This is a genomic window from Gallibacterium anatis DSM 16844 = F 149, from assembly GCF_000379785.1.
GTDB lineage: Bacteria > Pseudomonadota > Gammaproteobacteria > Enterobacterales > Pasteurellaceae > Gallibacterium > Gallibacterium anatis.
This window is the reverse complement of sequence record NZ_KB903689.1, coordinates 1-21372: the sequence shown is the minus strand read 5'-3', so window position 1 is coordinate 21372 and position 21372 is coordinate 1. Positions and strand designations below refer to the sequence as shown.

Sequence of the window (21372 nt, the reverse complement as noted above, 5' to 3'; positions counted from 1 at the left end):
GAGGAAAGTATGAAACTGAAATTTAAGCAATGGTTGATTGATCAAGATTATGCGCTAATCGAAATGCTAGGTATTGATGAAATCGTATCAAGGATTGATGAACAGTTATCTATCTGCGGTGCGAATGATTGCGAAACGGCGTTTTTAGAAGAAATGATAGCGTCTTTTATCAAAACGCTATCTAATGATGATTTAGTTAGACTTCTTTTTTCGTATGAAGAATAGAAACAATCCTAGAATAATATCACCGGCGATCCATTTTAAAATGGTATCATCAATCTGTGCTTTTACAAAAGGGATCGCCAGTAATGGAATTTGACTCCAATCCCCAATAATTAATCCGGCTCTATCATAAATTGAGAATAAATAGACCGCCATAACAATATTAAATAAAACAAAACAAGTTACAATGATAGTTTCTATATAGCTCCGTTTTTTTAATCCGCTATCGTTATTTACCGTGTTGTAGTTTAGATTGAATTTTTCATTACTCATAAAAATTAATCTAAATACGTCAATAATAGCCCATAAAAAACTTAAGCCACTAAAAACCAATAAAATACATAAAATTCCTTGAATTGGTCTGCCTAAGTAAAATTTATGACCGCCTACAAAGCCTGTAAATAAAGCAAGCAAAATAGCAGTAGATCTTTTTCTTCCATTGTTGATATCAGTATTGTTACTCATAATAATTAAACTTATCTAGACTAGTTTACTTTTTCCGCATTACATCTTGATAACTCAAGATATTGCCCCTTTTTAACAGTAACATAAGTCATCCGCTTAAATGAACCGCCTGTTACAATAGATCCTAATTTATCGCCAGAATTTAGATATACCCTATAAAAGCCACCAAAATCACTATCTGTTTCAATTAGCTTATATTCTCCTTCAGGTATATCTATGCCAACTTTGTAAGTTCCTTCCTGGTAGATAATTTCTTCTTCATTTTTAGTATCAAAATTTATACTTTCTTCTTTATTCCGGTTATTTTTACAGATTAGCTCTTTAATGTCCTTGCCGTTTTTTAAAATCGTTATATATGAACTATTCTCTAAAGTAATTCTATCAGTTGATGTTGTTAAAACGTATGAATAGCTTCCGTTTTTTACTTCATATGAATAGTTTAAGCTTCGTCCTGTGTATTGATAATCTTCTGGAGTGATCTCTCTAACATCCGAAATTCTATTTTTAAAGATTAATTCCTTCTCGCCTGTTTTTGCATTTATTGCCTTATAAGTAAAAAATTCATTATCTTTTGATAAATAAATCTTTTTCCCGTTTTCTGTCTCGCAAAAAAATAGGTTTTCATCCGAAAAAGCATTATTTGAAATTAATGTAATAACACACAAAGGAATTAATCTTTTTAACATTAGCTTAGCCCATAGTTATTGCGGTTAAGCACGACAATTCTGCGACTTAAGCCTTCCATCGCATCGCCCACTGTACCGCTAATTGTTGGAGAAGTAGAGTTTACAACTATGTTTCCATTGATTGCAACTTCTGTTTGATTGTTATTGACTACATTTTGACCTCTCGCAAGGTTAGTCATCGCTGCGATATGCGGTTGTGCTTTGTTGGCGGCTTGTGCTATCTCTTCCCCTACAAACGGCTTATTAGCAAGATTAATAAGCGTATTAATCCCTTTAGTTAGCAATGCTGCATCGCTTTCTTGCCGTTTAGCTACCTCAATAGTCTTCTCTTGCTGATTGATAACAGTACTGTTTTGAGTATCGCCATCGTTATTAGTAACATACTGTGAATTATCGTTGCGTTGAGAATTGTCAGTATTGTTAGTGTTATTAGTAACATACTGGGAATTATCAGTATTGTTACTAATGTTATATTCTTTACTGATTTGACCTAATCCGCTTTGTGCGTTTCTAGCTCCATCCAATGCCGCAGTAACAAGAGATAATGATTGTTTATTTGATTTATTTCCACCATCACCGGCGTAATAACTTTCGCCCGCCTGAACAAATCTGTGTTTACCTTGCATTGCAACAGGAACGCCAATACTTGCCCATACTTTAGCCATATCTGTTAGTGCTTGCACTTTATTATCGCTTTTACCGCTAACATATGCTTTAGCTGATTTAGGTAATAAAGCTAAAAATAGCTTGTCTTGCAATTCAGGCGTAAATAACTCATCACCAGTTAAATTTAACTGTTTTACCAAATCTTTTAACGTTTTATTAATAATTTGATAGCGTCCTACCGCATTCATTCTTCTAGGATCGCTTTCAGGTAATGCATTTCTAGCTAATATCTCGTTAACAGTTAGTTGGCTTAAATCTTCTTCATACGCACCTAGATTTTTGCCGTTAACTAAGCCTCTATTAACAGAGTTGTAATTCCCTTCACCGTGAGAAACCGCCCTCGCCAAAATTTCAGTTTGCTCGTTTAAAGTAGAATTATTTAATAAATTCTCTTTGTTTTGAGTAAGTGAATTTTTGTCAGTTTCAGGATCGTGTCCTGTTAAAACATCCCAAAACCCCGAAAGCCTGTCCGTTGCATCTTTAGCGGTTTCTTTTAATAAATCAGTTGCGCCGTTAAACGCACTTACACTTAAATTTTTAAGATCTTCCCAAGCGCCGCTAAAATCGCCATCTAGCATTTTACTTACTGCGCCGCTTACCGCTTTAATTGCCGGTAGTAGGGTATTCCATAAATCTTTAGCAAGATTGCTGAAACCTGTTGCCAATGATGAAATAGATACCTCACCGTTTTTAGTAAAGCCTTTTAATTCTAGCCAATCTTTGCCGGCTTGAAGTGCCTTGCCCCAATCCTTATAACCGGTTATTAAAAAAGAAATCGCACTTTTAAGGTTATCTATCGAAAGGTTGGCGGTTTTAATCCATTTTATGAAGACATCCCAATTAAATAAACTTTCGCCGCCATTAGCCCAAGTTACATAATCATCATAAAGTAAGCCTATTGCGGCTGCCACTCCTAAGATTGCTGAAATGGTTAGTAAAAACGGCGACATAAACGCTAACGCTGCGCCGGCTGCCGTGATTAAAGTAGGTATCAACGCAACGGATAAAGCTGTAGCAAATCCGTAAAATACGCCTTTAACTAAGCCCTCGTGTTTCTGTAGATAATTAAAGAATTCAGTAACATAATCCGCCATATTAACCAATACCGGCGTTACGGCATTAGCAATCATTAATTTCAAGGCGTTGAATTGTTCATTGATATAACTAATTGATTCCGTTAGTTTTTGTGATGTTGCTAAATCTTGTTCAGTAGATTTATATAAACTGCTTACCTTAGTTAAATAAGCGTTTACTTTTTCAGGACCTTGAATCAATAGGTTAAATGTACCGTCATCCATACCTAATGATTGTGCTAAGGTATGCGCTTGAACCCGATCCATTTTTGACATACTAGCGGATAAATCCAATAGTACATCATTTAAATCACGCACTTTTCCGTTGGCATCTAGCACGCCTACGCCAAAGGCATTAAATACAGGGACTAGGGAGGTGTCGCCCATTATTGCTAGGCGGTTAAAGCTGTTTTGTAATTGACCTAGAAAGCCAGTCATTCCCTCTGCGGAGCCGCCGGCTAATGCTGCTGCACCTCGCCAATTAGTTAAAGCGGTTGAGGTTACGCCAATATTTTTACTAGTGTTATCAAGCTCTTTATTGAAGTTAGCCATATCTTCAATTAATCGCTCAAATCCTACGCCAGCCATTACCATTGTGCCTAAAGCCCCTAACACTTTAGTGAATTTAGTAACGGCTTCTAGTAAATCTTTGGCTACTTTAACGTTTTTTTGGCTTTGCTTTTCGCCCTGTTGTTTTAGCTTTTCAAGCTCGCTGCGTTTCTTTTGCTCTAGATCTAATCCTGCAATGTTTAACTTGCTAGCGGCGCTTTCCTTGCCCTCTGCCAACGTGTTAAATAAGCCATCATCCATACCCATTTTAGAGGCAATGGAATAGGCTTTATTCCGATCCATTTTGCTAAATCTGTCCGCCATCTCTAGCAAAATATCATCTGCTTTTTTTACAGTGTGATCGTCATTAAATATATCTATCTTTTCATCCGATTGACCATTTAATTCAGAAAGCATATTTAATACGGTCTTATTGCCCTCTGTGGCATCACGCATTAAATTGTTAGATAGATTTTTGATGAAATTAATAGTGCTTTTGCCGGAACCGTTATTCAAATTAGCGGAATGTTCCCACGCCGCTAATTGTTCTGCGTTCAAGCCTAGATTTTTAGCTAACGCCTTAAGTTCATCATTGGCAATACTAACGTCCTTTGCGATAGCATCAAATCCAGCACCTTTTGCGAATAATTGTGCTAGTTGTGAGAAAATACCGCCTACTTGTTTCGCACTTTTCCCTAAATTATCTGCGGTTTTTTCGGTGTTTTTAACGCCTGTATCAAAATCATTTAAGTTTTTTAAGGCATCATTAACCTGTCTTTCAAAATCGCCGGTAATTCCTAATTCAAAGAAAAGCGAATCAATTATGTTTGACATTTCTCATCATCCTATCGTTATAGTTATCAACGCTTAGTACTTCCATTAAATCCATTGCATCTTCTACGCTATAAATGGTCTGTAACTCGTGCAAAGTAGCAAGCCTTGCGGAAATTAAAGCACCGCAAATATTACTTAAGTTTAAATACCCCTCATTTTGTGATGGAGGCGTTACGCCTAAATCCGGGTATTCCCGGGTAGCAAAAAACCAATGTGTAATTTCAATACCTCCATACGTAACTTAAATAATGTAGTTACATCCTGAATATCATTGAAATTAAGGTTTAACGCTCTAGGTCGTCCGCCATCCGGTACGATTTTCACGCATTCAAGTAATTCATCTGCTAAAGCAATGACTTTTTCTTCCGGTAGATTTTTCAATACCGCAACCGTTAAACCGGCAACGGATACCATCCCATTATTAAGATTGCTTGTATCAAATCCTGCACCGGATAACGCTAGAAAGAGTTTCATTGCCCATTTATCCGCTTTAGCAATAGGCATTTCTTCAATAATAAATTTAGTGCCTTTATCTCTACCGCTTTCAATAATAATTTCTTTTGTTTTTAAGCTCATTTTTTCACCTCAAAAAAAAGAAACCGCCTACAAAATACGTAAGCGGCTAGGAGTAAAATTAAATATCTTCAATTGATTGAATCACAATCTTGAATGTGTAATTGGCGGCTTCCAACATTTTTTTAGCGTTAGTGCCGGTAATTACCTGTGTTAAAAAGCCTGTTGCTTGATAACGCTTGCGGATTGATGGAATTTCACAAGAAATATCAAATGCGGCGACCTCTTGCTGATTGTTGAAATAGTTGATTGCTTGATCGAAATAATCACGGCTAGGGGAGTTGGCTTGTAAGTGAACATTAAAATCGACCTCATACGGTGTAAATCCGCCTGATTGTACGCCATCTACGCCCATTGATGTTTCTGCGATAGCACCTTGACCAAAATCAAAAGCATTGTCTGCGGCGTATTGCTCAATCTTGACCCAATTGTCATTAAAGCCGCTTGAACGTAACAACAATACGCTGTTAGTTGATGTAAGTGTTTTAACTTTATTTGTACGCATTAAAAATCACCTTTTAGAATATGGAAAAAACGGCATTTAGTGATTTACCAAATGCCGCTTATAGATTTGTTGATAGGTTTGTTTGATTTGCGTTATTGAACTGCAACGCTAGATAAGTTGATGGAGTGAACGCTTCCGCCGTCTGCGTAATATAACTTCATAGGATAAGTAGAGCGCATAGCTCTAGCCTGTGCGGTAGCTTCACCGATATATAAAGCGTAACCCTGTGCGGTTACCAATGCGGCTGCATCAATGCCGGTAGCGTTATTAATCGCATTTTTCTGCTGTTCTGATAACGTTACGCCAATTTGAATCGATCCAAAATTCAATGCTTCATTGATTGGATCGCTACACGCTGCCCGGTGCATTGCGATACCTTCCGCATTGTATGGAACGGCTTTATTGATCAGTAACATATTAATTAACGCTAATTGTAATTGGCTGTTTAAATAGATCTGGTTTACATACGTATCCATATAATCCCAATCGCCCGACATCTTGCCCGGGTAGAGGAATAAAAAGCGATCGTTTGCTGTTGCCCAAGCACCATAGTAATTATAACCGTTACCCTCTAGGTTTTTAGCAATCGTTGCATCTGTAACATCTGCTTTTAATCCTGATTGCCCTTTAAAAGCAAAGGTAATACGCCCTCTACGTTCAGAAAAGTTGATTGCCGCAGTAGTGCCGCAAATAAACGCCGCTTTATCCAATCCCCCATAAATAGGACAACATACGCCGCTATATTTAGCTTCTTTCAGTTGCGCACCAAAACAGGAGATATTTCCGTTTTGTGTTGCCGCTGCTTCAAACCCCCAAGGTACATACATAAAGCGGTTATTTTGTGCGTTAGACCATTGTGCGAAAGCTAATTTATCTTCTAAAGACGGCTCAAAAATAGTCGTAAATGTGCCCCAGTTTAATGTTGATTTGGTTACAGCTTCCATTACACTTGTAGGTGTACTTGCATCACTACCTAAACTGATAATTGCGCCGGCTTTTTCGCTTAATCCTAATGCATCTGCCACATCGCCAGTAGCAAAGCTAATTTCTGATGTTGCTCCTGTTTTACCGCCACTAATTTTGAAAGCCTGTAATTGGGTATCAAATTCAACGACCGCATCACTGATACTGGTAGATACCGCATTACCGATACTGGTAGCCGCATCTGAAAAACTGGTTACACCGCTTAAATCAATATTAGTTTCATTGGCGGTTGTACCATCAATACTAATAGTTAAATTGCCGCTAATTTTCTTTAATGCTGTGAGTTTCATTCCTTTCAATGACGCCCCCAGTAAAAAAGCACCTTCTGCGGCTTCGTTGTAAGCCATAAAAATCATATTGCTAGGCTTAATTGAGGAATTATCAAACCCCATAAAATAGATTTGTGCGGCTTTGTACTCATCTGAATCTAAGCCAAAATAATCACCCACCGCACTAGCATTAGGAAATTCAACCGCTTGCGCCGTTGGTAAGTTTTTATTCTTTGAGATAAAAACCCCATTAAGTGATAATGCGTTACCACCTGCGCTTAAAATCGCCGGATTTACACTAACGATTTGAGACGCCGGAATAGATTTGAACATATTTGCTCCTTTTATAGTTTATTGAGATTAATTTCACCTACGTTATCAACATAATCTTGATTATAGGTTGCTACTGGAATGTACGTTAGATAAGCCTCAACCATATACCGCTCTTCATATTGGTTTTGCTCATTCGTGAAAGGTAAGTATTTAGGATTATTACAATATAACGGTTGGCATACTTTTAACCGTTCAGAACTGTAAAAATCACGCCATAAGTTAGAAAAAATACGTGCGTTTTTAGCCGATTCTTTGCCGTAAAAATCAATTTGTAACAAGACTTCAACGCTTTGTAATGCCTCGACCTTATTAGCCTCTTTTAAATAAAACCATCCGTTAGTAGAGAGATCGGTTTCATTAATGATATTCATCAAGATAAAATCGCCGTTAGGGAGAGGAACATTATTACTATACCCTCTAATTACATTTTCACTGGGTAATTGAAAAAGATCTAATAATAATGCTCGCACATCCCTATAAATATCGTTGTGCGTTACCTCTAATTCTGCCGCCATACTACCACCTTGCACCAAGTAGGGAATGATTCCGCCACCTGTTTAATTAGCCATTCAGACGGCTTATCCTCGCCAAATGCTTTAAACGTTAACGTGTCCGCCCCCTGTTGCGATATGCGCCGTAAAGCGTGTATTTGCCCATAAATATAAACATTTAGCATTTGCCCTTGTTGCGCCAATGTATCAAATAACGATAAATCCGCAGTGCTTAAACTTTGCGCCTGTATCTCAACATTAACTTGTGAGAATTTAGCTATCCTTGCGCCGGTATCATCTACCGTATAACCCTCATTAAGTTTTAATACGGCTGGAATATTAGGATTAACTACTGTGATCGCATTATTGGCTATCGTATGCAAATCCATTACTCATCCCCTTTATCTGCTACTTTATACGTGATAGACGCCATCATTAATCCGCTATCTATTAACGGCTTAATTGATATAGCTTTTGGCTTCCTACCGTTTTTGTGCCGTTTACGGTTACGTGCGATCAAGGTTGATGTGGCAAGGCGAGGAGTATCAATGCTTGCAATTGTCTTTTGTACTTGCCCTGCTGCGATCATCCCCACTGTTTCAAGGATTTGTTCGCCATTACCACCATTAACAATCGCTCTAATGATAGTGTTCTGCCAATCACTTTTATTTTCCGCAATGGTAGGTCTGAAAAATGGTCGTTCAGGAATATGTTCTGTACCATATTCCTGTGCTGCCGCAACTAAAGCTACAGGGGTATCATCATCATAGTGTTGATGTTCAACTACACCTACTTTCACTACTTTATTTTTGATAGATTGCGCTTGCTTTAACCTTGCTTGCAACGCTTGCTTAAACTTATCTAAAGCCATACGCCGCCTACCTTTTTAACTGCCTTACGTTCAGGCAATCCGCCTATATAGAAACCGCCGGCGGATAACTGTTTAAGTAATGCCCATAATTGCAAACCGTAAGGACTAGTAGATAGCCAATACTGCCAACCGTTAGAAGTTTGAGGCGTGCTAAATGAAACGCTTACACTGCCTTGACTTGCACTTGCTACAACGCCGGTAGTGCCGTTTTCACTTCCGCTATTAGCTTTAGTAGCCAAGTGCAATAAATGCGCCGTTAAAAGCAAGTGCGCGTGTTCAAAGGTTTTTCCGCTTAACGCCCAACTTTCTTTTAAAAAGGTATTTGCAACATCTGCCCATAGTGAAATTGTTTCATCATCCGATTGCTCAAATACTGAAAACATCTTTTTAAATGTTGCAATTTCCATTTTTAACTCCTAGCGTTTATTGCGTTTATTGGTATTACGGGTATTAGTAGTAACTTTAATAACGGTGCTATCAGGATCGTCATCTACTTCAAAATCGCTAGGGGCAACCGGAGAACTTTCATCACGTGTTGCCATATCACTAGCTACTTTTTCAGGGTCTTCCTGTTTATTGCTTTCCTGTACAACGATAAAGCCGTTGTCTTTATGTAATTTAAAGACCTCATTAGCCTCTAACAGCTTTAAATCCTCATCACTAACTTGTGTAGCAACGCCTAGCGGTGTAATAAAGCGTTTGTCCGCCAAACCTGTGCCACCTTTAATTGTGATAGCGTGTTGTCTCACTTTTAAATCTGCGCCACCTTTGGCATAAATCACATAAGTATTGTCTGCGGTAAGTGTTGAATAAACGTAAGCCATAAATTAATCTCCTCAAGAAAATAAAAAAGCCGCACTAAGGCGGCTTGTTGTTACAGTTTTAAATTAAATACCGGTGCCTCGGTAAACCGCATAAGGTCGTTTACACATTACCCCTGCTGTTGCGTTGGTATAATCCTCAACGATACCTTTCGATTTATTTTCAATACCCAACGCCATAAAGGTCGCCGGTACAACTTGAATAAATACGCGGTTATCATCATCAGAATCATCACCGTAAACTTCCTCCGCAAAGAGGTAGAACACATCAGCACCGCCGTTAGCTTTTTGGAATTGCGGTGCGGTAACACGACGGTTTTTCGGATAAGTTTCAGTTAACCATTGCTCAACGCTAATACCCATTTCAGAAACTACTGATAAGAAGTTACTTGCGCCGGTAGGCAATGCTAATACAGTAGGGGTATTGCGTGCATCTACTACGCCGTTAGATTGGATTTCAAGCTGTGTGAACGCATTACGTAAATCCGCTGTAATTTCTAAAAAGGTTTTTTTGCTCCATTTAGGAGAACCGGCTGCGCCATCCGCTACCGTTTCATAAGGTAATAACGACGGATCGTTGAGTAAACCAAAAGTACGGCTATTACCATCGTTATAACCTCTAAAACCGATTAAGTTACGTTGAATATGCAACGCATTAGCCGCAGCGGTACGTTTTGCGCTTGCGCTATCTAAACGCATTGCGCTAGCACGTGCGCTTTCCAATGTGCCTACTTTAATCCCTTTTTCAAAACGCACTACAGTACGGCGCTCAAATGCTGCGTTCCAGCTAGATAATGGAACAGGAGAAAGATCGGCATACGGTACGGCATCCCCTAAAGTTTCAAGTACAGGTTGGACAACTTCTTCATCGTGCCATTCCCCGATTGTTTGAATACCTACAATCTCATCAATTTTGCGAGGGGCTAATGCTGCACGCACGAAACCCGGCAAAAAGGTCTGTAAAAACTGAATAGGCGCACCACCGCTAGGCGTATAAACACCGCCTTGAACATCATCCATACTGTAAACATCCGGCGCATCACGCAAGTATTTATCAGTAAAGCCGATCCCTAAATGTTCCAAATCTTTATAACGTTCTACATCTGCGGAGTCCATTGCAATGACCGGTTTATTTTTTGATAAACGATCGGCAAAAGTGCGTCCGCTAATAGCTTGTTTTTTCTGTGATAATTGTTGCATTATGTTTCATTCCTTAGTTAGTTAAACGGATAACAGTTAAACCACCATTTGCGGTTACCGGATAACGGTAAACAACGGCATTAGGTACAAAGGTTTTACCCGATCCAGCTTCAGCAGTGCCTGCCGCAACGGTAGATAATGCGCCGGTAGTGTTGTCATAAACCACTAAATCACCAATATCGCATTTAGTGCTTACCTGAACAACAATATCGCCCATAGTTAACATATCGCCGTGAATACCATCCGCAATCGCTAAAGACGGCTCTAATGCACCTTTGGCAGTACCATATAACGGATATTCTTTTGAATTAACTAAAATACCGGCAAACACACGACCTGCCGCAATTTCGCCGCCAACCTTAGCAATGTTAGTCTTAGCATCTTTAGTGAACGCATAACCTACAATGTTAGGCGCTGCCCCTTTTGAATCAATAATTAATGACTCGGTGCGGGTAGGGGAGTCTAAATGAATATCTCCGCTTACCCCAAAGCCTTGCTCAATATTTACTTTTGTTTGAAATGCCATTTTGTCACCTTTTATAGCTGGTCTTTGAAAAACAATTTATTAGGATTTGAAAAGCCGTCTTGTGCTACAGAAACCGCTTTTTGATTTTTAGGCGCTTTATTAGCCGCTAAATATCCTTCAACAAACGCAATTTCATTACCTTTAGCCACTTTTACACCTAATTTCTTACAAGTGTAGGCGGCAACATCTGCTTTACTATCCATTGCACTAACGTTAAATGCTCCTACGTGAGGGGTAACGCGTTTATATAGTGCATTGCGTTCAGTAATGTTTTTAGTTACTTTGCGCACAATAGCGGCTTCATCCATTGCTTTCACATCCTCTTTTTCATCTTCATCTTCAGTGGTATTTTCTTCACCTTCTTCATCCTCATCAGTACTTGAGGATTGTTCAAGTTTAGATACACGGTTTGCGAGATTTTCAATAATATCTAACATCTTCTCTTGATCGGTTTTACCATCATCTCCCTCATCTTCAACTTTTTCAGCCTCTTCATCTAAATCTTCACCTAATGGAAAATCATCAGGTGCGCCATCTTCTTCCTCATCTTCAGTATCAGGCGGTAATGCTTCATCAGGTGCGCCCTCTCTAGCTTTCTTTAATTCGGCTACTGCTAAAACTAGTTTTTTGACTTGTTCGGTCAATTCTTCTTCGTTCATTAAATGCTCCATTGTTGAATCACAAGTAAATGTAAAATGCCCTGTATTTTCCAGCTCATCAGCGCTATCCATTACACGGACATCACTACCCATTCGCCCGTTATCAACAAGGGCTAAATGGTTACCTCTTAAATTTCGTTGTATATAATCATAAGCCTCACCGTTCCATTTGCCCGGCTTGTACTCATAACGACAACGATAACCTAATGACAATTCTTTCTTCCCTTTCTCGATCTGCTTTGCAAACCGTTCAGAAAATACTTTGATATTGCCGTATAGCGTTCCATCTTTTACATAAACATCCTCACCTATAACACCGCTAACGCCTTTACGTTCAGCCGGCGTGTAGCCTATTTCCTCGCTACCTAACATTGCGTGGTTATCTACCCAAGGAATTAATTTAAACGTATCTACCGCTTTCTCTAATTCCTCTGCCGGTCTATAAACACGATACATCTTATTAGGGTCTGGCGGACTAGAGCCATCAGGTAATGTAATTTGAGAACCGCTATATAAAAAAACACCCTCTTTTGAAAGAGGGTTGTTTCTCACTTCAAACCAACCATTAGCGTCGGTTTCTTTTTCGTCCTGTGCTGCGGTTTGTGAAGTTTGCTCTTGTGTAGGTTTATCTTGTTTATTGTTGATCGCGTATTTTCGATATTCTTCAGGCATTTCAACGCCTTTAGGAAAATAATATAAACCTTTAGCACGGCTATATTTCATTCCTTTTCTTTTGGCATCAGCAATCTCTCCAATATCGTCCCCAAAATTAAGGTATGTGCTTTGTCCTATATTTTTCTTTTTCTCGGCTAATGCTTTTTCGTGATCGGCTAAACTTGCTTTAAGTTTATTAAAGGCTTCTTTGAAAATAGGCTTTTGTTCATCCGGTACTTCGTGATAATGACTAGCCAATAATTGACCTTTTTTCTCATCCCAAATAATGCGTCCCTTTTCAACACCTTTAACAAAAAAGCGGTTAGGGTATTTACGCCATTGAGATAATTCACCGGATTGAATAGCTTGATTAATCTGATCGGGTAGATTAGTTGAGTTTACGCGTTCAATTAAATCTTTTTCTCTTTCAATAGCTCTTTCCGTCTTTTTAATACTATCTAATTTATTAGAAAGCGTATTATATTCTCGCTCCCACCGGTTGCGGATACCGCGCTCACTAGCGTGGATAGGTTGTCCCATACGATTTTTGGCTTCTTGCCGCATTCTCTCGCTATAAGCTTCAGCATCCTCACGTTTTTTATTTAGTGAGTTAAGTAGCATATCTAAACGCTTACTTGTAGGTTGTTTGGTTTCTTGCGTTTTTTCTACTTCAGTCTGATTTGTGCTTGTTGCTTGTACAGCGTTTTGCTGTACAGCCATTTTATGTGCGGTGGCTTCTTCTTTTTGCCTTGTGTAAGTCCTAATTCTAAATTTTAAAACGTTATCAGGCAAATTTTTAACCTGTTCAAAACTCATATTTTTAGGCAAAACATTCTTTACTTGCTCAAGTAACTGTTCTCTTTCAGAAAGTGATGTCCTGTTATTTTCTTGTTTTCCTACAGATTCTGTCGTTTCAGGTTTTTTTAAACCTCTAGGCGTTTTCGGTCCGTTAAATGATTTGCGGATTTCAGAAATTTTATCACCGTTAAATTTTCCACCCATTCCGGCTAAGATTTTGCCATCATCTGAAATTTTTACGTGAGAACCTTTATTCTCTTCGCCATTCGGTTTAACTGTGATCCATTTATCATCCATAGCATAACTACGGCTCATTACAGATAGATACAATAATCTAAGTCTTTTACTTGATTTAGTCATTTGTTATTCTCCAAAATCCACCACCGGTATCATTGTGCAACGGCAATTAGGTAATTGACCGGGGTAGCCGTAAACATCTTGTCCGTACATTACCCCTATTTTAGGCGGATTATCCAATTCAAAAACCTTTCCATCTAACGCTAAATGTTCTTGTCTGGGTACATCACCGCCGTGTGAGTGTACCCATTCAAATTTTTTAATCCCTAACCGCCGCATTTTTTCAGCTTGTATGTTCTGGTAATATTTGCGCGTTTGATCTAACGCAACTAATTCAGCTTTGCGCTCATTGCCTTTGTACATTTTTTCTAAAAACGGTTTCAGTTCAGCAAAGCCTTTACCGCTGTTTGAAATGGAATGTAACGAAACTTTCTTAACTTGCGATAGGTAAGTGCTAGGAATGGTTTTTATTAAATCTACAGCTTCTGAAACACTAGCTTTAGTGATGTCTTTCATTTTAGGCGAGGTGTAATTAGTTTTAATTGCCAAATCTTGACTAATTGCCTTTAAACTCATCTTTAATGTAGCATCCGCATTTTTATCAACGCGCTTAATCATCTTGTTAGTTTCGCGCTTTGCTAAATGCGTAAAAATAGGGAGGTATTTTTTCAATAATCTACCAATCACTAATGCTAATTGTGTAGGTAAACTACCGTATTTAGGATATTTAGCATCCATTGAATAAGCTTCAAAACAAGCAGCTACATTTTTCATCGTTTCTTTATGTAAGGCACGCATTGCTAGCTTAATCGTTTTGCTATAATCGTTGCCTATTGAAACGGCTACTTTTAACGGTTTTCCCCGTAACTCATTCGCTTTCCTCATAATTGATACCTAGCTCATTCAATGCCTGTGCTTCCTCATCGTTAAAGCCTAAATCATCCGCTAAGCTGTTTTTCTTTTCGCCTAAATCGTGGAAACCGGAATCAGGATCTTTAGAAATAACCGATCTGACATCCTCGCCATCTATTGCACCGCACATTACTAACGTGCTAGCGGTTTCCGCTTTCATTTTATTGCGCTCTGCTAACTCTTTAGCAGTAGGGCTGTCAACCGGACGCCAAGATATAGAGGTTTCGATTTCCTCATCTGCAAAAGATTTAATCACTAATTGATGATGTCGCTCAATAAATTCCGTTAAATCGTGTTCTTGAATGCTTTCTAGTTCTTCGTGATAGTTCTTCGTTTCTTCTTCACCGCTAGAAAATCCTTTTGGAGAAGTACCTAATAATTTAGTAGCAGGTACATTCGCCGCTGCCGCCACAATCTGGTAATTCGTCATAATAATTTCATCAAGATCGGATAGAGTAGTGTCAAATTGTTGAAATTCATCACCTTCAATATCCCCAACTTTAATCCCGTAATTATCACGGGTATCAATCCAGTTTTGTAACCGCTGTGCGTTTGTTTCAGCATCTGCCATAAACATATCCATATTGGTTTTCCATATGGTTGTTTTTTTAGATAGCAACAAACCTAAAGATTCATCTGTTGAACGTTCGGCCGTATATACGCGGCTCATAATGATTTGCGGTATAGGTAAACCGCCATAGTAGTAAACCGGCTTTAAAATATCCGGCACTTCGCTATTTCTGAAGATAAATAAATGCGATCTGTGATAGCGTTTACCTCCGATCAGCCAGTAGGTAGGCTCATAGAAGTAACGGCTAGCAGGATTTGATAATTCATTAGATACAATCTGCGGCGTACACCAATAAGGATCGACCTGAATAATTCCTTTATAACTGCCTTTTTCTACGCCATCAATATTAAAAGGTTTTTCGTAAAAATCCGGATCGTCGGTTTCAATATCAAATAATGCGATACGGATACCAAAAATTCTGCCCATTCTGACAAATTGTTCAGCATTAAATAACGCCCGGTATTTTCTATCGTATCGCTGTAATAATTTAACGGTTTCAGTAGGCAACTCTTCGCCGTTAGTGCTTACAATATCATAACCGTTTCTAGTGGCATCACGTGCCGGAATTGAACACGCCTTATTGATTAGCCAGTTCTGCGTTAAAATAGCGCACATCTGATAGCCTATAAAGCTATTGGACGCATACCAATTAGCTAATTCAGTACTGATAGCATTAGGTTGATTAACGTTTAATTTAATTGCGCTAAAATCGCTATCTTGCGCAAAATCACCTTCGCTAATGATATTGTTGTTCTTGTTGGTAATAGCCTGTAATTGGTCTAAAAAGAACATTTTATTAGGCTGTTTGACCATTCGCCCGTCAATGAAGTAGTTTTCATTTTTAATTTCATCAACGTTATTAATCTGTTGTGCTTTTTTCTTTTTAAACCAAAACATAACCATTTATCCAAAATATGATGTTGAACCCCGGATTAACTCACTGAATGCCCTTGAAAGTGCATCTATCCGGTCATCGTGTTTCCCATTAGGGAACATCCGCATCTCATTAATTAAGCCGTTATTCCATTCGCCCCGTAACATTTTTACGTTGCCTACATTTACTTGTGAGGCAAACGGCTCGGCGCGCGTCACTTTATCCCCATTTTCAGGGCTTGTGCTAACCCTATATCCTGCCAGTAATTTTAAGAAACTCACTACTTGCGTTTTACCGGCTTGCCCCGGATCTTGCGGTATACTGATTTTTACTAATTTACCGTCCAATGTAGCGGTATTTTTAATTAATGCATCACGCTTATCTACCGGTAAATCACCGTGCGCCATATCCGCTATAATCCACGTGCCGTCTTCGCATCTGCCTAATTTTGCCCCGGCGGTAGGGTCGCCGCCTATTGTTGCGCCTAAATCCCAACCTCTACACCATTTAATTTTCATTTGCGCCGGTAAAGCATCAATAATCTCAATTTGACCTGGTTTAAAGATACCGCCATCAAGCGGTGCCGGTCTTTGTTGATATTGACCGGCAAATACATACGGCGAGGCTTGCTCCATTTCACGCAATTTTTCAATTGTGTGTTTAGCTTCCCATAAGGCTGTACCATCATCCTGTATTGCCGGTAAGCATAAATGCTCCCATTGCTCACCGTTACCGCCATCTAGCAGCCAACCGGAGAGGTCATCCTCGTGTAAACGTTGCATTATCACAATAATAGGCGTTTCAGGGCCGTTAGTGCGGCTTTCAACGGTATTTTGAAACCAATCGATCACATTTTGCCGCATCACATCAGAACGCGCTTCATCTGCCTTGTGAGGGTCATCGATAATAATCGCACCGCCAAAACTTTTTCGATTTTTACCTGCACCAAATCCCGTTATCGTACCGCCGGCACCGGTAGCATAAAAAACACCGCTTTTCGTGGTTTCCCAATGCGCTTTAGCCTCGCTAGCTAATGTAACGTTAGGGAATATTGATTGATAAGCCTCGTGTTGTATCAATGTTCTGATATTGGAACTGTTTTTAACAGCTAAGCCTGAAGAGTAGGAACAATGGATAAATTCAGCATCTGGAACTTGCCCCATTGCCCACGCCACGAAATTCACTACGGCGATTTCAGTCTTACTGTAACGAGGCGGTATGTTGATAATTAAGCGTTTAATCTCACCGTTAAAGACTTTAGTTAACGCATTACAGATTAGTTGATGATGTTTAGCTTTAACCCAATGACTGCCGGTGCGCTGCAAAAACATCCAACGGGTAAAAAAATATAAATCTTTTCTAGCAAGCTCAATAGCAACGGTATTCTCTTCGCTATTAAACTCACGCATTTTTTTAAACCTCTTTTAGCAATTCCTCCGCAATCTCTTTAAAGCGGTCTTCCGTTATCTCAACGTTTTGATTTACTACCGTGCCGGTAACTTGATTCACCTGTGTTTCTTTCCATCCGGCTTGTGTTTTTAAGTAAAAAATCATTGCCGTAACATTGCCTTTTTTAATCTTATTGAATAAAGCATTGGTTACGTAAGCAATACCTTTATTTTTCCCTCTGCGGATTGCTTCCGCAAAACTAGCGCTTTCTTTTTTTCTATTGCGTAATGTGCGTTCGCTAATGCCTAGGCTATCCGCAATCTGTTGCTGTGATAAGCCATTAGCGGCTAAAGCCTCAACTTTAGCTAAATCGATTTCAATTTTAGGTTTTGTCGCTTTTTTATTTAACACTTTGACATCCTCTCCGCCCTAAAGGACGGTGATTCCTACCAGCTCCAACGCCTTGCGTGGGCTACTCTCGGTGGGTTCTTGCTGCTGACCTCTAACGAGGTTCACTTCACAAGCTCTACGGCGATGTCCTCGCCTGAACAGTGTATCGTCATTGAGAAAGCCTGAGCATATCCCTGTTAATACACTTTTTCAGTCTAACATATGACTGCTGTACGGTCTATGCATTATATCTCCGCCCTGAAGGGCAGAGTTTTACGGCACTGTTTGATAAAACCCACTCAAAAATTGGAGCGTGCGGGTCGGTATCGCACCGCCGCCTTATCTTTGGTCAAGATAGTCGCCTACTTCGCACGCTTGAATTTTATTTTTTAACCCCTTTATACATACCTGCGCCCATCCGTTCAATTTCAGAAAAAGGGAGAATATCGCAAGTCAATCTATCTTTAGCTTTTGGATTTAAAAAATAAATGTATCGTAATTGAAAGCCTTTCAACGGCTTACCCCCTAAAGCTCTCCATTCCCCTATACTCCTAGCTTTAACAGGGACGCCTAATCGTTGGCATAAGCTAGCAACACTAGAATTATCCCAGTTAGCCGTTAACGTCATATTGGCAATTCTTGTGCCATCCGGAAACTCTAGCAAGGTTTTGTTAGGATTGATCTGCGTAAGAATAAAGCCGCTTGCCCGATAAATTGTGCCATCACCGCATTGCGTGCCATCGCTAAATGACAATATCCATTCAATGTGCGGATAATGTTTTTTAATTAATCTAAACGCTATAGATAATGCCCGGCTTTCACTGTTTCTAGGCAAAACATCGCTAAACGCCATACGGTTTAATTCAAGCATTCCATTCCATTTAGTATCTTTAACTAAGGGTAATACTTTCCTTTTGTCCATTGGCGAACCAAATGACATCACGCCTTCTAATTTGCCGTTTAGAAAAACGCCAAAGTGTAATGAACTGTTCTGTACAACCTTGCCGCTATAATGTACTTTTTTAACAAGTGCATTAGCAGCAGACGATTTAATAGGTTTTACTAGAATATCTTTTGCGCTAGCCATTTTGTTTTAACCATTGCTCACAAATATAGGTAATAGCGTTACCATTTGAATTATCATTTAAACCGGTATCAATGCTAGGAATATGTTTCGCTTTCGTTAACGCCTCTTCAACCACCGCAGCTTGTTCATCGTGTAGTGAAAATGTTTTTTGTTGGAAAGCGCTTTTATCACCGCTCGCTAAATCCGGCATTTCAATATCGATATTTAATAATTCGTCTAAAAACTTGTCTTCAAACCCCAATAAAGGTAAGTCAAAATTCATTTCTTGCAATGTTTCAACTTCTAGCCGTAATACATCAATATCCCAACCGGCATTTAACGCTAACTGATTATCCGCAATAACATACGCTTTCCTTTGCGCTTCAGTAAGCCCTTTAAGGGTAATGGTAGGAACGCTTTTTAATCCTAATTTTTCTGCCGCCAACAATCTACCGTGGCCGGCAATAATGCCACCATCTTCATCGATTAATAGCGGATTGGTAAAGCCAAATTCTTTAATGCTTGAACAAATCTGCTTAACTTGCTCATCAGTATGTGTGCGGCTGTTATTTACGTAAGGAATTAGGCTACCAACATCAAGATATTCAATTTCAAGGTTAGTGCTTTTCACTTAATCTCACCTTTAATCCTAATCTTAAAACAAGGCTCATAATAAGGATCGTAACGATAAATAATACTTTCCATAAAGAAAACAATACTATCTGCAACGGTTAACACCCAATCAGGTATCCAGTATGCCGCCGTAATAGTAGGCGCTTCACTTTCCAGATCTTTGATATAACAAGGTATCCCCCACAAACTGCCATAGTGCGTATAGCCATCTTTAATTAATTTCTTTTTCGTCCAATACAACACCATATTGTTTACTCCAATCAATCACACCTTTAAGCCTACTTGCGCATATATCACGCTCATCTATTACCTTTCTTAAATAAATAATTGCTTCGCCGTAAGTACTGCCGCTAAATTCAGTTTGCGAACAAGGTATTAAATAAACTTGTGGCGGCGGCATATACTTAATTACCGGTTTTGTTGCGCAACCGCCTAATAACGTCATCAGGTAGACGAGCAGAAGAACAAGCGTCATTCGATAACGTCTTGTAAATGATTTTAACGTCATTTTCTGATTTCTCCCTTGCTTGTTGTTCAAGGTTTAATTGCGTTACGGTAGCGTTGCGCTCAATAGTAAGCTGTGCCGTTAACTGTTGCTTTTCTTTCTGAATCAACTCAATTTCTTGCGCTTGTGCTTTAGTCGTAACCTCATAATGATGAAGTAGGTAATTGCTATAAAGTAAATAACCTACGGCCAAGCAGATTAAGATTAAGCGCCAGTTAAATTTAAGCGGTAACATATTCACCTCGATCGAACATTAATCTTGTCCGTTTTCGGCGGTTACTTAATCCTTGTGAAGTTTCCAATTTACCGGTTTTAGGATTGGTTACCTTATTCCAGTAGCAGATCGCTTCACCAGCTTTTTTGAAATTCCCTTTTAAACATTCTCGCAACACGGTACTTTTTTCAAAATTACCTGCGCCTATGTTAAAAACCAGATTGACTAACGCATCAAATTGGTGTTGATTGATTTTCCCTTTGAGAAAATAATTTACGCAATTTTCACTAACCGCTAAATCTTGTCGTAATAGCTCCATTGATTTGCCGGCTGTGATTTTCATTCCCTCGTGTATGCGCACGCCGTCTACTTTCCCGGTATGCCCAACACCGATCGTTAAAATACCTGCAACATCACGATAAGCGGTAAGTTTCTCGCCTTCATCAAATCGCAATGCGGCTAATCCTTTATCGCTCATCTTCATTGTTGTTTCCTTTCGTTTTACCGCTTACCCAATCTATTAAAAAATCCCTAATTTGTTCAGTGCCTAATAATCCCACTGCGCCGCCTAAAATGTTGGCATAATCCAAATGACCGCAAAAATGCTCAAGAAGGGGAATACTGATATAAGTGAGAAGACCGCAAATTAAGGCGTCTATTACTTTGAAAATTAATCGCTTCTTAGTGCGTAAGAAACAGGCGCGCAATATCGCCATAGTGATTGCCGCCAAAACGCCGGTAACGTATTGATTACCGATATTTGTATTAATCCACGACCATATCGCCGCCCAAACATCAGGCTGTTTGTAAGGCATAAATTTTCCAATAAAAAAGCCGGCTGTCTTGTAACAACCGGCTATAAAATCGTTAAAAATGAAAAAGGCTTACCTTTTACAGTAAGCCTCAACAAAGAGAACTAGGAGAATTTTTGTGTAAAAATCCTAGCTTGCCTAATAAGATATATTACTTGTCCGGACAAGTCAACACCTTTTTATCAAGCAGTGCCGTAAAACTTTGCCCTTCAGGGCGGAGATATAAGGCACAAACGGCGTAGCCGTTTCAAGCCTGACTAAGTGGGCGTTTGTTGTTGTCGATGTTGGCGAAAAATCAATAACAATATAAAATAGCACCATTTTTACACTCCTATTTTTGTATGTTACTCCGCAAAGCCTTTAAGTTCGAGATAATGCCAAACGGCAACCAAATCCGAAGAATTAAACAGTTCTGTGGTTGCTCTCGTTTTGTGTTCAATCGGGCGTTGGCTTGGCAAAATGAACAATACGAGCAAGATAACAGCTTTAAGTTCAGTTACACCAAAATCGCCAACTTGCTTCCACAATGG

At 39.2% G+C, this 21372-nt stretch carries 27 protein-coding genes; 2 read left to right on the top strand and 25 right to left on the bottom strand.

Annotation, left to right across the window (positions count from 1 at the left end; all coding sequences use genetic code 11):
* The first annotated feature begins 9 nt into the window (after positions 1-9).
* A complete protein-coding gene (locus A3EO_RS0105070; RefSeq protein ID WP_018346268.1) occupies positions 10-225 on the top strand; it encodes a hypothetical protein in 216 nt (71 codons plus the stop codon).
* Here the strand turns inward: A3EO_RS0105070 and A3EO_RS12690 are convergent.
* The 25 genes from A3EO_RS12690 to A3EO_RS0104945 all read right to left on the bottom strand — a co-directional run bounded on the left by A3EO_RS12690 (position 193) and on the right by A3EO_RS0104945 (position 20845).
* Entirely contained in the window at positions 193-687 is a 495-nt protein-coding gene (locus tag A3EO_RS12690) for a TM2 domain-containing protein (protein WP_018346267.1), read from the bottom strand. The two genes, A3EO_RS0105070 and A3EO_RS12690, sit on opposite strands and share 33 nt — an antisense overlap.
* 20 nt (positions 688-707) lie before the next feature.
* Entirely contained in the window at positions 708-1373 is a 666-nt protein-coding gene (locus A3EO_RS0105060; RefSeq protein WP_018346266.1) for a hypothetical protein, read from the bottom strand.
* On the bottom strand, positions 1373-4495 hold the full coding sequence (locus tag A3EO_RS0105055; protein ID WP_018346265.1) for a hypothetical protein: 3123 nt from the start codon (positions 4493-4495) through the stop codon (positions 1373-1375). Before A3EO_RS0105055 ends, A3EO_RS0105060 begins: the two co-directional genes overlap by 1 nt.
* A gap of 177 nt (positions 4496-4672) precedes the next feature.
* Positions 4673-5071, bottom strand: a complete 399-nt coding sequence (locus A3EO_RS0105050; protein WP_018346264.1) for a phage tail assembly chaperone — start codon at positions 5069-5071, stop codon at positions 4673-4675.
* Positions 5072-5129: 58 nt separating this feature from the next.
* Complete coding sequence (locus A3EO_RS0105045) at positions 5130-5573, bottom strand: phage tail fiber protein (protein WP_018346263.1); 444 nt, start codon at positions 5571-5573, stop codon at positions 5130-5132.
* A gap of 92 nt (positions 5574-5665) precedes the next feature.
* Positions 5666-7159, bottom strand: coding sequence for a DUF3383 domain-containing protein (locus A3EO_RS0105040; protein ID WP_018346262.1), 1494 nt, complete (start codon positions 7157-7159; stop codon positions 5666-5668).
* Positions 7160-7170: 11 nt separating this feature from the next.
* A complete protein-coding gene (locus A3EO_RS0105035) occupies positions 7171-7674 on the bottom strand; it encodes a phage neck terminator protein (protein ID WP_018346261.1) in 504 nt (167 codons plus the stop codon).
* Positions 7659-8039: a hypothetical protein gene (locus A3EO_RS0105030; RefSeq protein ID WP_018346260.1), complete on the bottom strand. Its 381-nt coding sequence runs from the start codon at positions 8037-8039 to the stop codon at positions 7659-7661. The genes A3EO_RS0105035 and A3EO_RS0105030 overlap by 16 nt, the downstream gene beginning before the upstream one ends.
* Positions 8039-8521, bottom strand: coding sequence for an HK97-gp10 family putative phage morphogenesis protein (locus A3EO_RS0105025; RefSeq protein ID WP_018346259.1), 483 nt, complete (start codon positions 8519-8521; stop codon positions 8039-8041). Before A3EO_RS0105025 ends, A3EO_RS0105030 begins: the two co-directional genes overlap by 1 nt.
* Positions 8512-8928, bottom strand: a complete 417-nt coding sequence (locus A3EO_RS0105020; RefSeq protein WP_018346258.1) for a DUF4054 domain-containing protein — start codon at positions 8926-8928, stop codon at positions 8512-8514. Before A3EO_RS0105020 ends, A3EO_RS0105025 begins: the two co-directional genes overlap by 10 nt.
* Before the next feature lie 9 nt (positions 8929-8937).
* Positions 8938-9345, bottom strand: coding sequence for a hypothetical protein (locus A3EO_RS0105015; RefSeq protein WP_018346257.1), 408 nt, complete (start codon positions 9343-9345; stop codon positions 8938-8940).
* A 63-nt stretch (positions 9346-9408) separates the two neighbouring features.
* On the bottom strand, positions 9409-10542 hold the full coding sequence (locus A3EO_RS0105010) for a major capsid family protein (RefSeq protein ID WP_018346256.1): 1134 nt from the start codon (positions 10540-10542) through the stop codon (positions 9409-9411).
* A 13-nt stretch (positions 10543-10555) separates the two neighbouring features.
* Complete coding sequence (locus A3EO_RS0105005) at positions 10556-11068, bottom strand: structural cement protein Gp24 (RefSeq protein ID WP_018346255.1); 513 nt, start codon at positions 11066-11068, stop codon at positions 10556-10558.
* 11 nt (positions 11069-11079) lie between these two features.
* Positions 11080-13539 carry a DUF2213 domain-containing protein gene (locus tag A3EO_RS13700; RefSeq protein ID WP_080638277.1) on the bottom strand — a complete coding sequence of 820 codons (2460 nt, stop codon included), beginning with the start codon at positions 13537-13539 and terminating at the stop codon, positions 11080-11082.
* Positions 13540-13542: 3 nt separating this feature from the next.
* A complete protein-coding gene (locus tag A3EO_RS0104995; RefSeq protein ID WP_018346253.1) occupies positions 13543-14361 on the bottom strand; it encodes a phage head morphogenesis protein in 819 nt (272 codons plus the stop codon).
* Entirely contained in the window at positions 14345-15856 is a 1512-nt protein-coding gene (locus tag A3EO_RS0104990; RefSeq protein WP_026211004.1) for a phage portal protein, read from the bottom strand. The genes A3EO_RS0104995 and A3EO_RS0104990 overlap by 17 nt, the downstream gene beginning before the upstream one ends.
* A 6-nt stretch (positions 15857-15862) precedes the next feature.
* Positions 15863-17242: a phage terminase large subunit gene (terL, locus tag A3EO_RS0104985; RefSeq protein ID WP_018346251.1), complete on the bottom strand. Its 1380-nt coding sequence runs from the start codon at positions 17240-17242 to the stop codon at positions 15863-15865.
* A 4-nt stretch (positions 17243-17246) separates the two neighbouring features.
* Entirely contained in the window at positions 17247-17633 is a 387-nt protein-coding gene (locus A3EO_RS12680) for a phBC6A51 family helix-turn-helix protein (RefSeq protein WP_018346250.1), read from the bottom strand.
* Positions 17634-17994: 361 nt separating this feature from the next.
* On the bottom strand, positions 17995-18699 hold the full coding sequence (locus A3EO_RS0104975) for a Mom family adenine methylcarbamoylation protein (RefSeq protein ID WP_018346249.1): 705 nt from the start codon (positions 18697-18699) through the stop codon (positions 17995-17997).
* Positions 18692-19309: a ParB/Srx family N-terminal domain-containing protein gene (locus A3EO_RS12675; RefSeq protein WP_018346248.1), complete on the bottom strand. Its 618-nt coding sequence runs from the start codon at positions 19307-19309 to the stop codon at positions 18692-18694. Before A3EO_RS12675 ends, A3EO_RS0104975 begins: the two co-directional genes overlap by 8 nt.
* A complete protein-coding gene (locus A3EO_RS0104965; RefSeq protein ID WP_230586403.1) occupies positions 19306-19575 on the bottom strand; it encodes a hypothetical protein in 270 nt (89 codons plus the stop codon). Before A3EO_RS0104965 ends, A3EO_RS12675 begins: the two co-directional genes overlap by 4 nt.
* On the bottom strand, positions 19523-19711 hold the full coding sequence (lysC, locus tag A3EO_RS13965; RefSeq protein WP_039083569.1) for an Rz1-like lysis system protein LysC: 189 nt from the start codon (positions 19709-19711) through the stop codon (positions 19523-19525). The genes A3EO_RS0104965 and lysC overlap by 53 nt, the downstream gene beginning before the upstream one ends.
* A gap of 4 nt (positions 19712-19715) precedes the next feature.
* Positions 19716-20051, bottom strand: coding sequence for a DUF2570 family protein (locus A3EO_RS0104955; RefSeq protein WP_026211003.1), 336 nt, complete (start codon positions 20049-20051; stop codon positions 19716-19718).
* The gene (locus A3EO_RS0104950) at positions 20038-20514 is read right to left on the bottom strand and encodes a lysozyme (RefSeq protein WP_018346245.1); all 477 of its coding nucleotides are present in this window, start codon (positions 20512-20514) and stop codon (positions 20038-20040) included. The genes A3EO_RS0104955 and A3EO_RS0104950 overlap by 14 nt, the downstream gene beginning before the upstream one ends.
* Positions 20498-20845, bottom strand: a complete 348-nt coding sequence (locus A3EO_RS0104945) for a phage holin, lambda family (RefSeq protein WP_018346244.1) — start codon at positions 20843-20845, stop codon at positions 20498-20500. The genes A3EO_RS0104950 and A3EO_RS0104945 overlap by 17 nt, the downstream gene beginning before the upstream one ends.
* Before the next feature lie 338 nt (positions 20846-21183).
* Here A3EO_RS0104945 and A3EO_RS13105 point away from each other — a divergent pair.
* Positions 21184-21372 (top strand): helix-turn-helix domain-containing protein (locus A3EO_RS13105; RefSeq protein WP_154647141.1); only part of this gene is annotated, 189 nt, incomplete at its 3' end.

Excerpts from the sequence above, each read along its gene's own strand:
- A3EO_RS0105070 (WP_018346268.1), top strand. The coding sequence starts at position 10 with ATGAAACTGAAATTTAAGCAATGGTTGATTGATCAAGATTATGCGCTA.
- A3EO_RS12690 (WP_018346267.1), bottom strand. The coding sequence starts at position 687 with ATGAGTAACAATACTGATATCAACAATGGAAGAAAAAGATCTACTGCT.
- A3EO_RS0105060 (WP_018346266.1), bottom strand. The coding sequence starts at position 1,373 with ATGTTAAAAAGATTAATTCCTTTGTGTGTTATTACATTAATTTCAAAT.
- A3EO_RS0105055 (WP_018346265.1), bottom strand. The coding sequence starts at position 4,495 with ATGTCAAACATAATTGATTCGCTTTTCTTTGAATTAGGAATTACCGGC.
- A3EO_RS0105050 (WP_018346264.1), bottom strand. The coding sequence starts at position 5,071 with ATGAGCTTAAAAACAAAAGAAATTATTATTGAAAGCGGTAGAGATAAA.
- A3EO_RS0105045 (WP_018346263.1), bottom strand. The coding sequence starts at position 5,573 with ATGCGTACAAATAAAGTTAAAACACTTACATCAACTAACAGCGTATTG.
- A3EO_RS0105040 (WP_018346262.1), bottom strand. The coding sequence starts at position 7,159 with ATGTTCAAATCTATTCCGGCGTCTCAAATCGTTAGTGTAAATCCGGCG.
- A3EO_RS0105035 (WP_018346261.1), bottom strand. The coding sequence starts at position 7,674 with ATGGCGGCAGAATTAGAGGTAACGCACAACGATATTTATAGGGATGTG.
- A3EO_RS0105030 (WP_018346260.1), bottom strand. The coding sequence starts at position 8,039 with ATGGATTTGCATACGATAGCCAATAATGCGATCACAGTAGTTAATCCT.
- A3EO_RS0105025 (WP_018346259.1), bottom strand. The coding sequence starts at position 8,521 with ATGGCTTTAGATAAGTTTAAGCAAGCGTTGCAAGCAAGGTTAAAGCAA.
- A3EO_RS0105020 (WP_018346258.1), bottom strand. The coding sequence starts at position 8,928 with ATGGAAATTGCAACATTTAAAAAGATGTTTTCAGTATTTGAGCAATCG.
- A3EO_RS0105015 (WP_018346257.1), bottom strand. The coding sequence starts at position 9,345 with ATGGCTTACGTTTATTCAACACTTACCGCAGACAATACTTATGTGATT.
- A3EO_RS0105010 (WP_018346256.1), bottom strand. The coding sequence starts at position 10,542 with ATGCAACAATTATCACAGAAAAAACAAGCTATTAGCGGACGCACTTTT.
- A3EO_RS0105005 (WP_018346255.1), bottom strand. The coding sequence starts at position 11,068 with ATGGCATTTCAAACAAAAGTAAATATTGAGCAAGGCTTTGGGGTAAGC.
- A3EO_RS13700 (WP_080638277.1), bottom strand. The coding sequence starts at position 13,539 with ATGACTAAATCAAGTAAAAGACTTAGATTATTGTATCTATCTGTAATG.
- A3EO_RS0104995 (WP_018346253.1), bottom strand. The coding sequence starts at position 14,361 with ATGAGGAAAGCGAATGAGTTACGGGGAAAACCGTTAAAAGTAGCCGTT.
- A3EO_RS0104990 (WP_026211004.1), bottom strand. The coding sequence starts at position 15,856 with ATGTTTTGGTTTAAAAAGAAAAAAGCACAACAGATTAATAACGTTGAT.
- terL (WP_018346251.1), bottom strand. The coding sequence starts at position 17,242 with ATGCGTGAGTTTAATAGCGAAGAGAATACCGTTGCTATTGAGCTTGCT.
- A3EO_RS0104975 (WP_018346249.1), bottom strand. The coding sequence starts at position 18,699 with ATGGCTAGCGCAAAAGATATTCTAGTAAAACCTATTAAATCGTCTGCT.
- lysC (WP_039083569.1), bottom strand. The coding sequence starts at position 19,711 with ATGCCGCCGCCACAAGTTTATTTAATACCTTGTTCGCAAACTGAATTT.
- A3EO_RS0104955 (WP_026211003.1), bottom strand. The coding sequence starts at position 20,051 with ATGTTACCGCTTAAATTTAACTGGCGCTTAATCTTAATCTGCTTGGCC.
- A3EO_RS0104950 (WP_018346245.1), bottom strand. The coding sequence starts at position 20,514 with ATGAAGATGAGCGATAAAGGATTAGCCGCATTGCGATTTGATGAAGGC.
- A3EO_RS0104945 (WP_018346244.1), bottom strand. The coding sequence starts at position 20,845 with ATGCCTTACAAACAGCCTGATGTTTGGGCGGCGATATGGTCGTGGATT.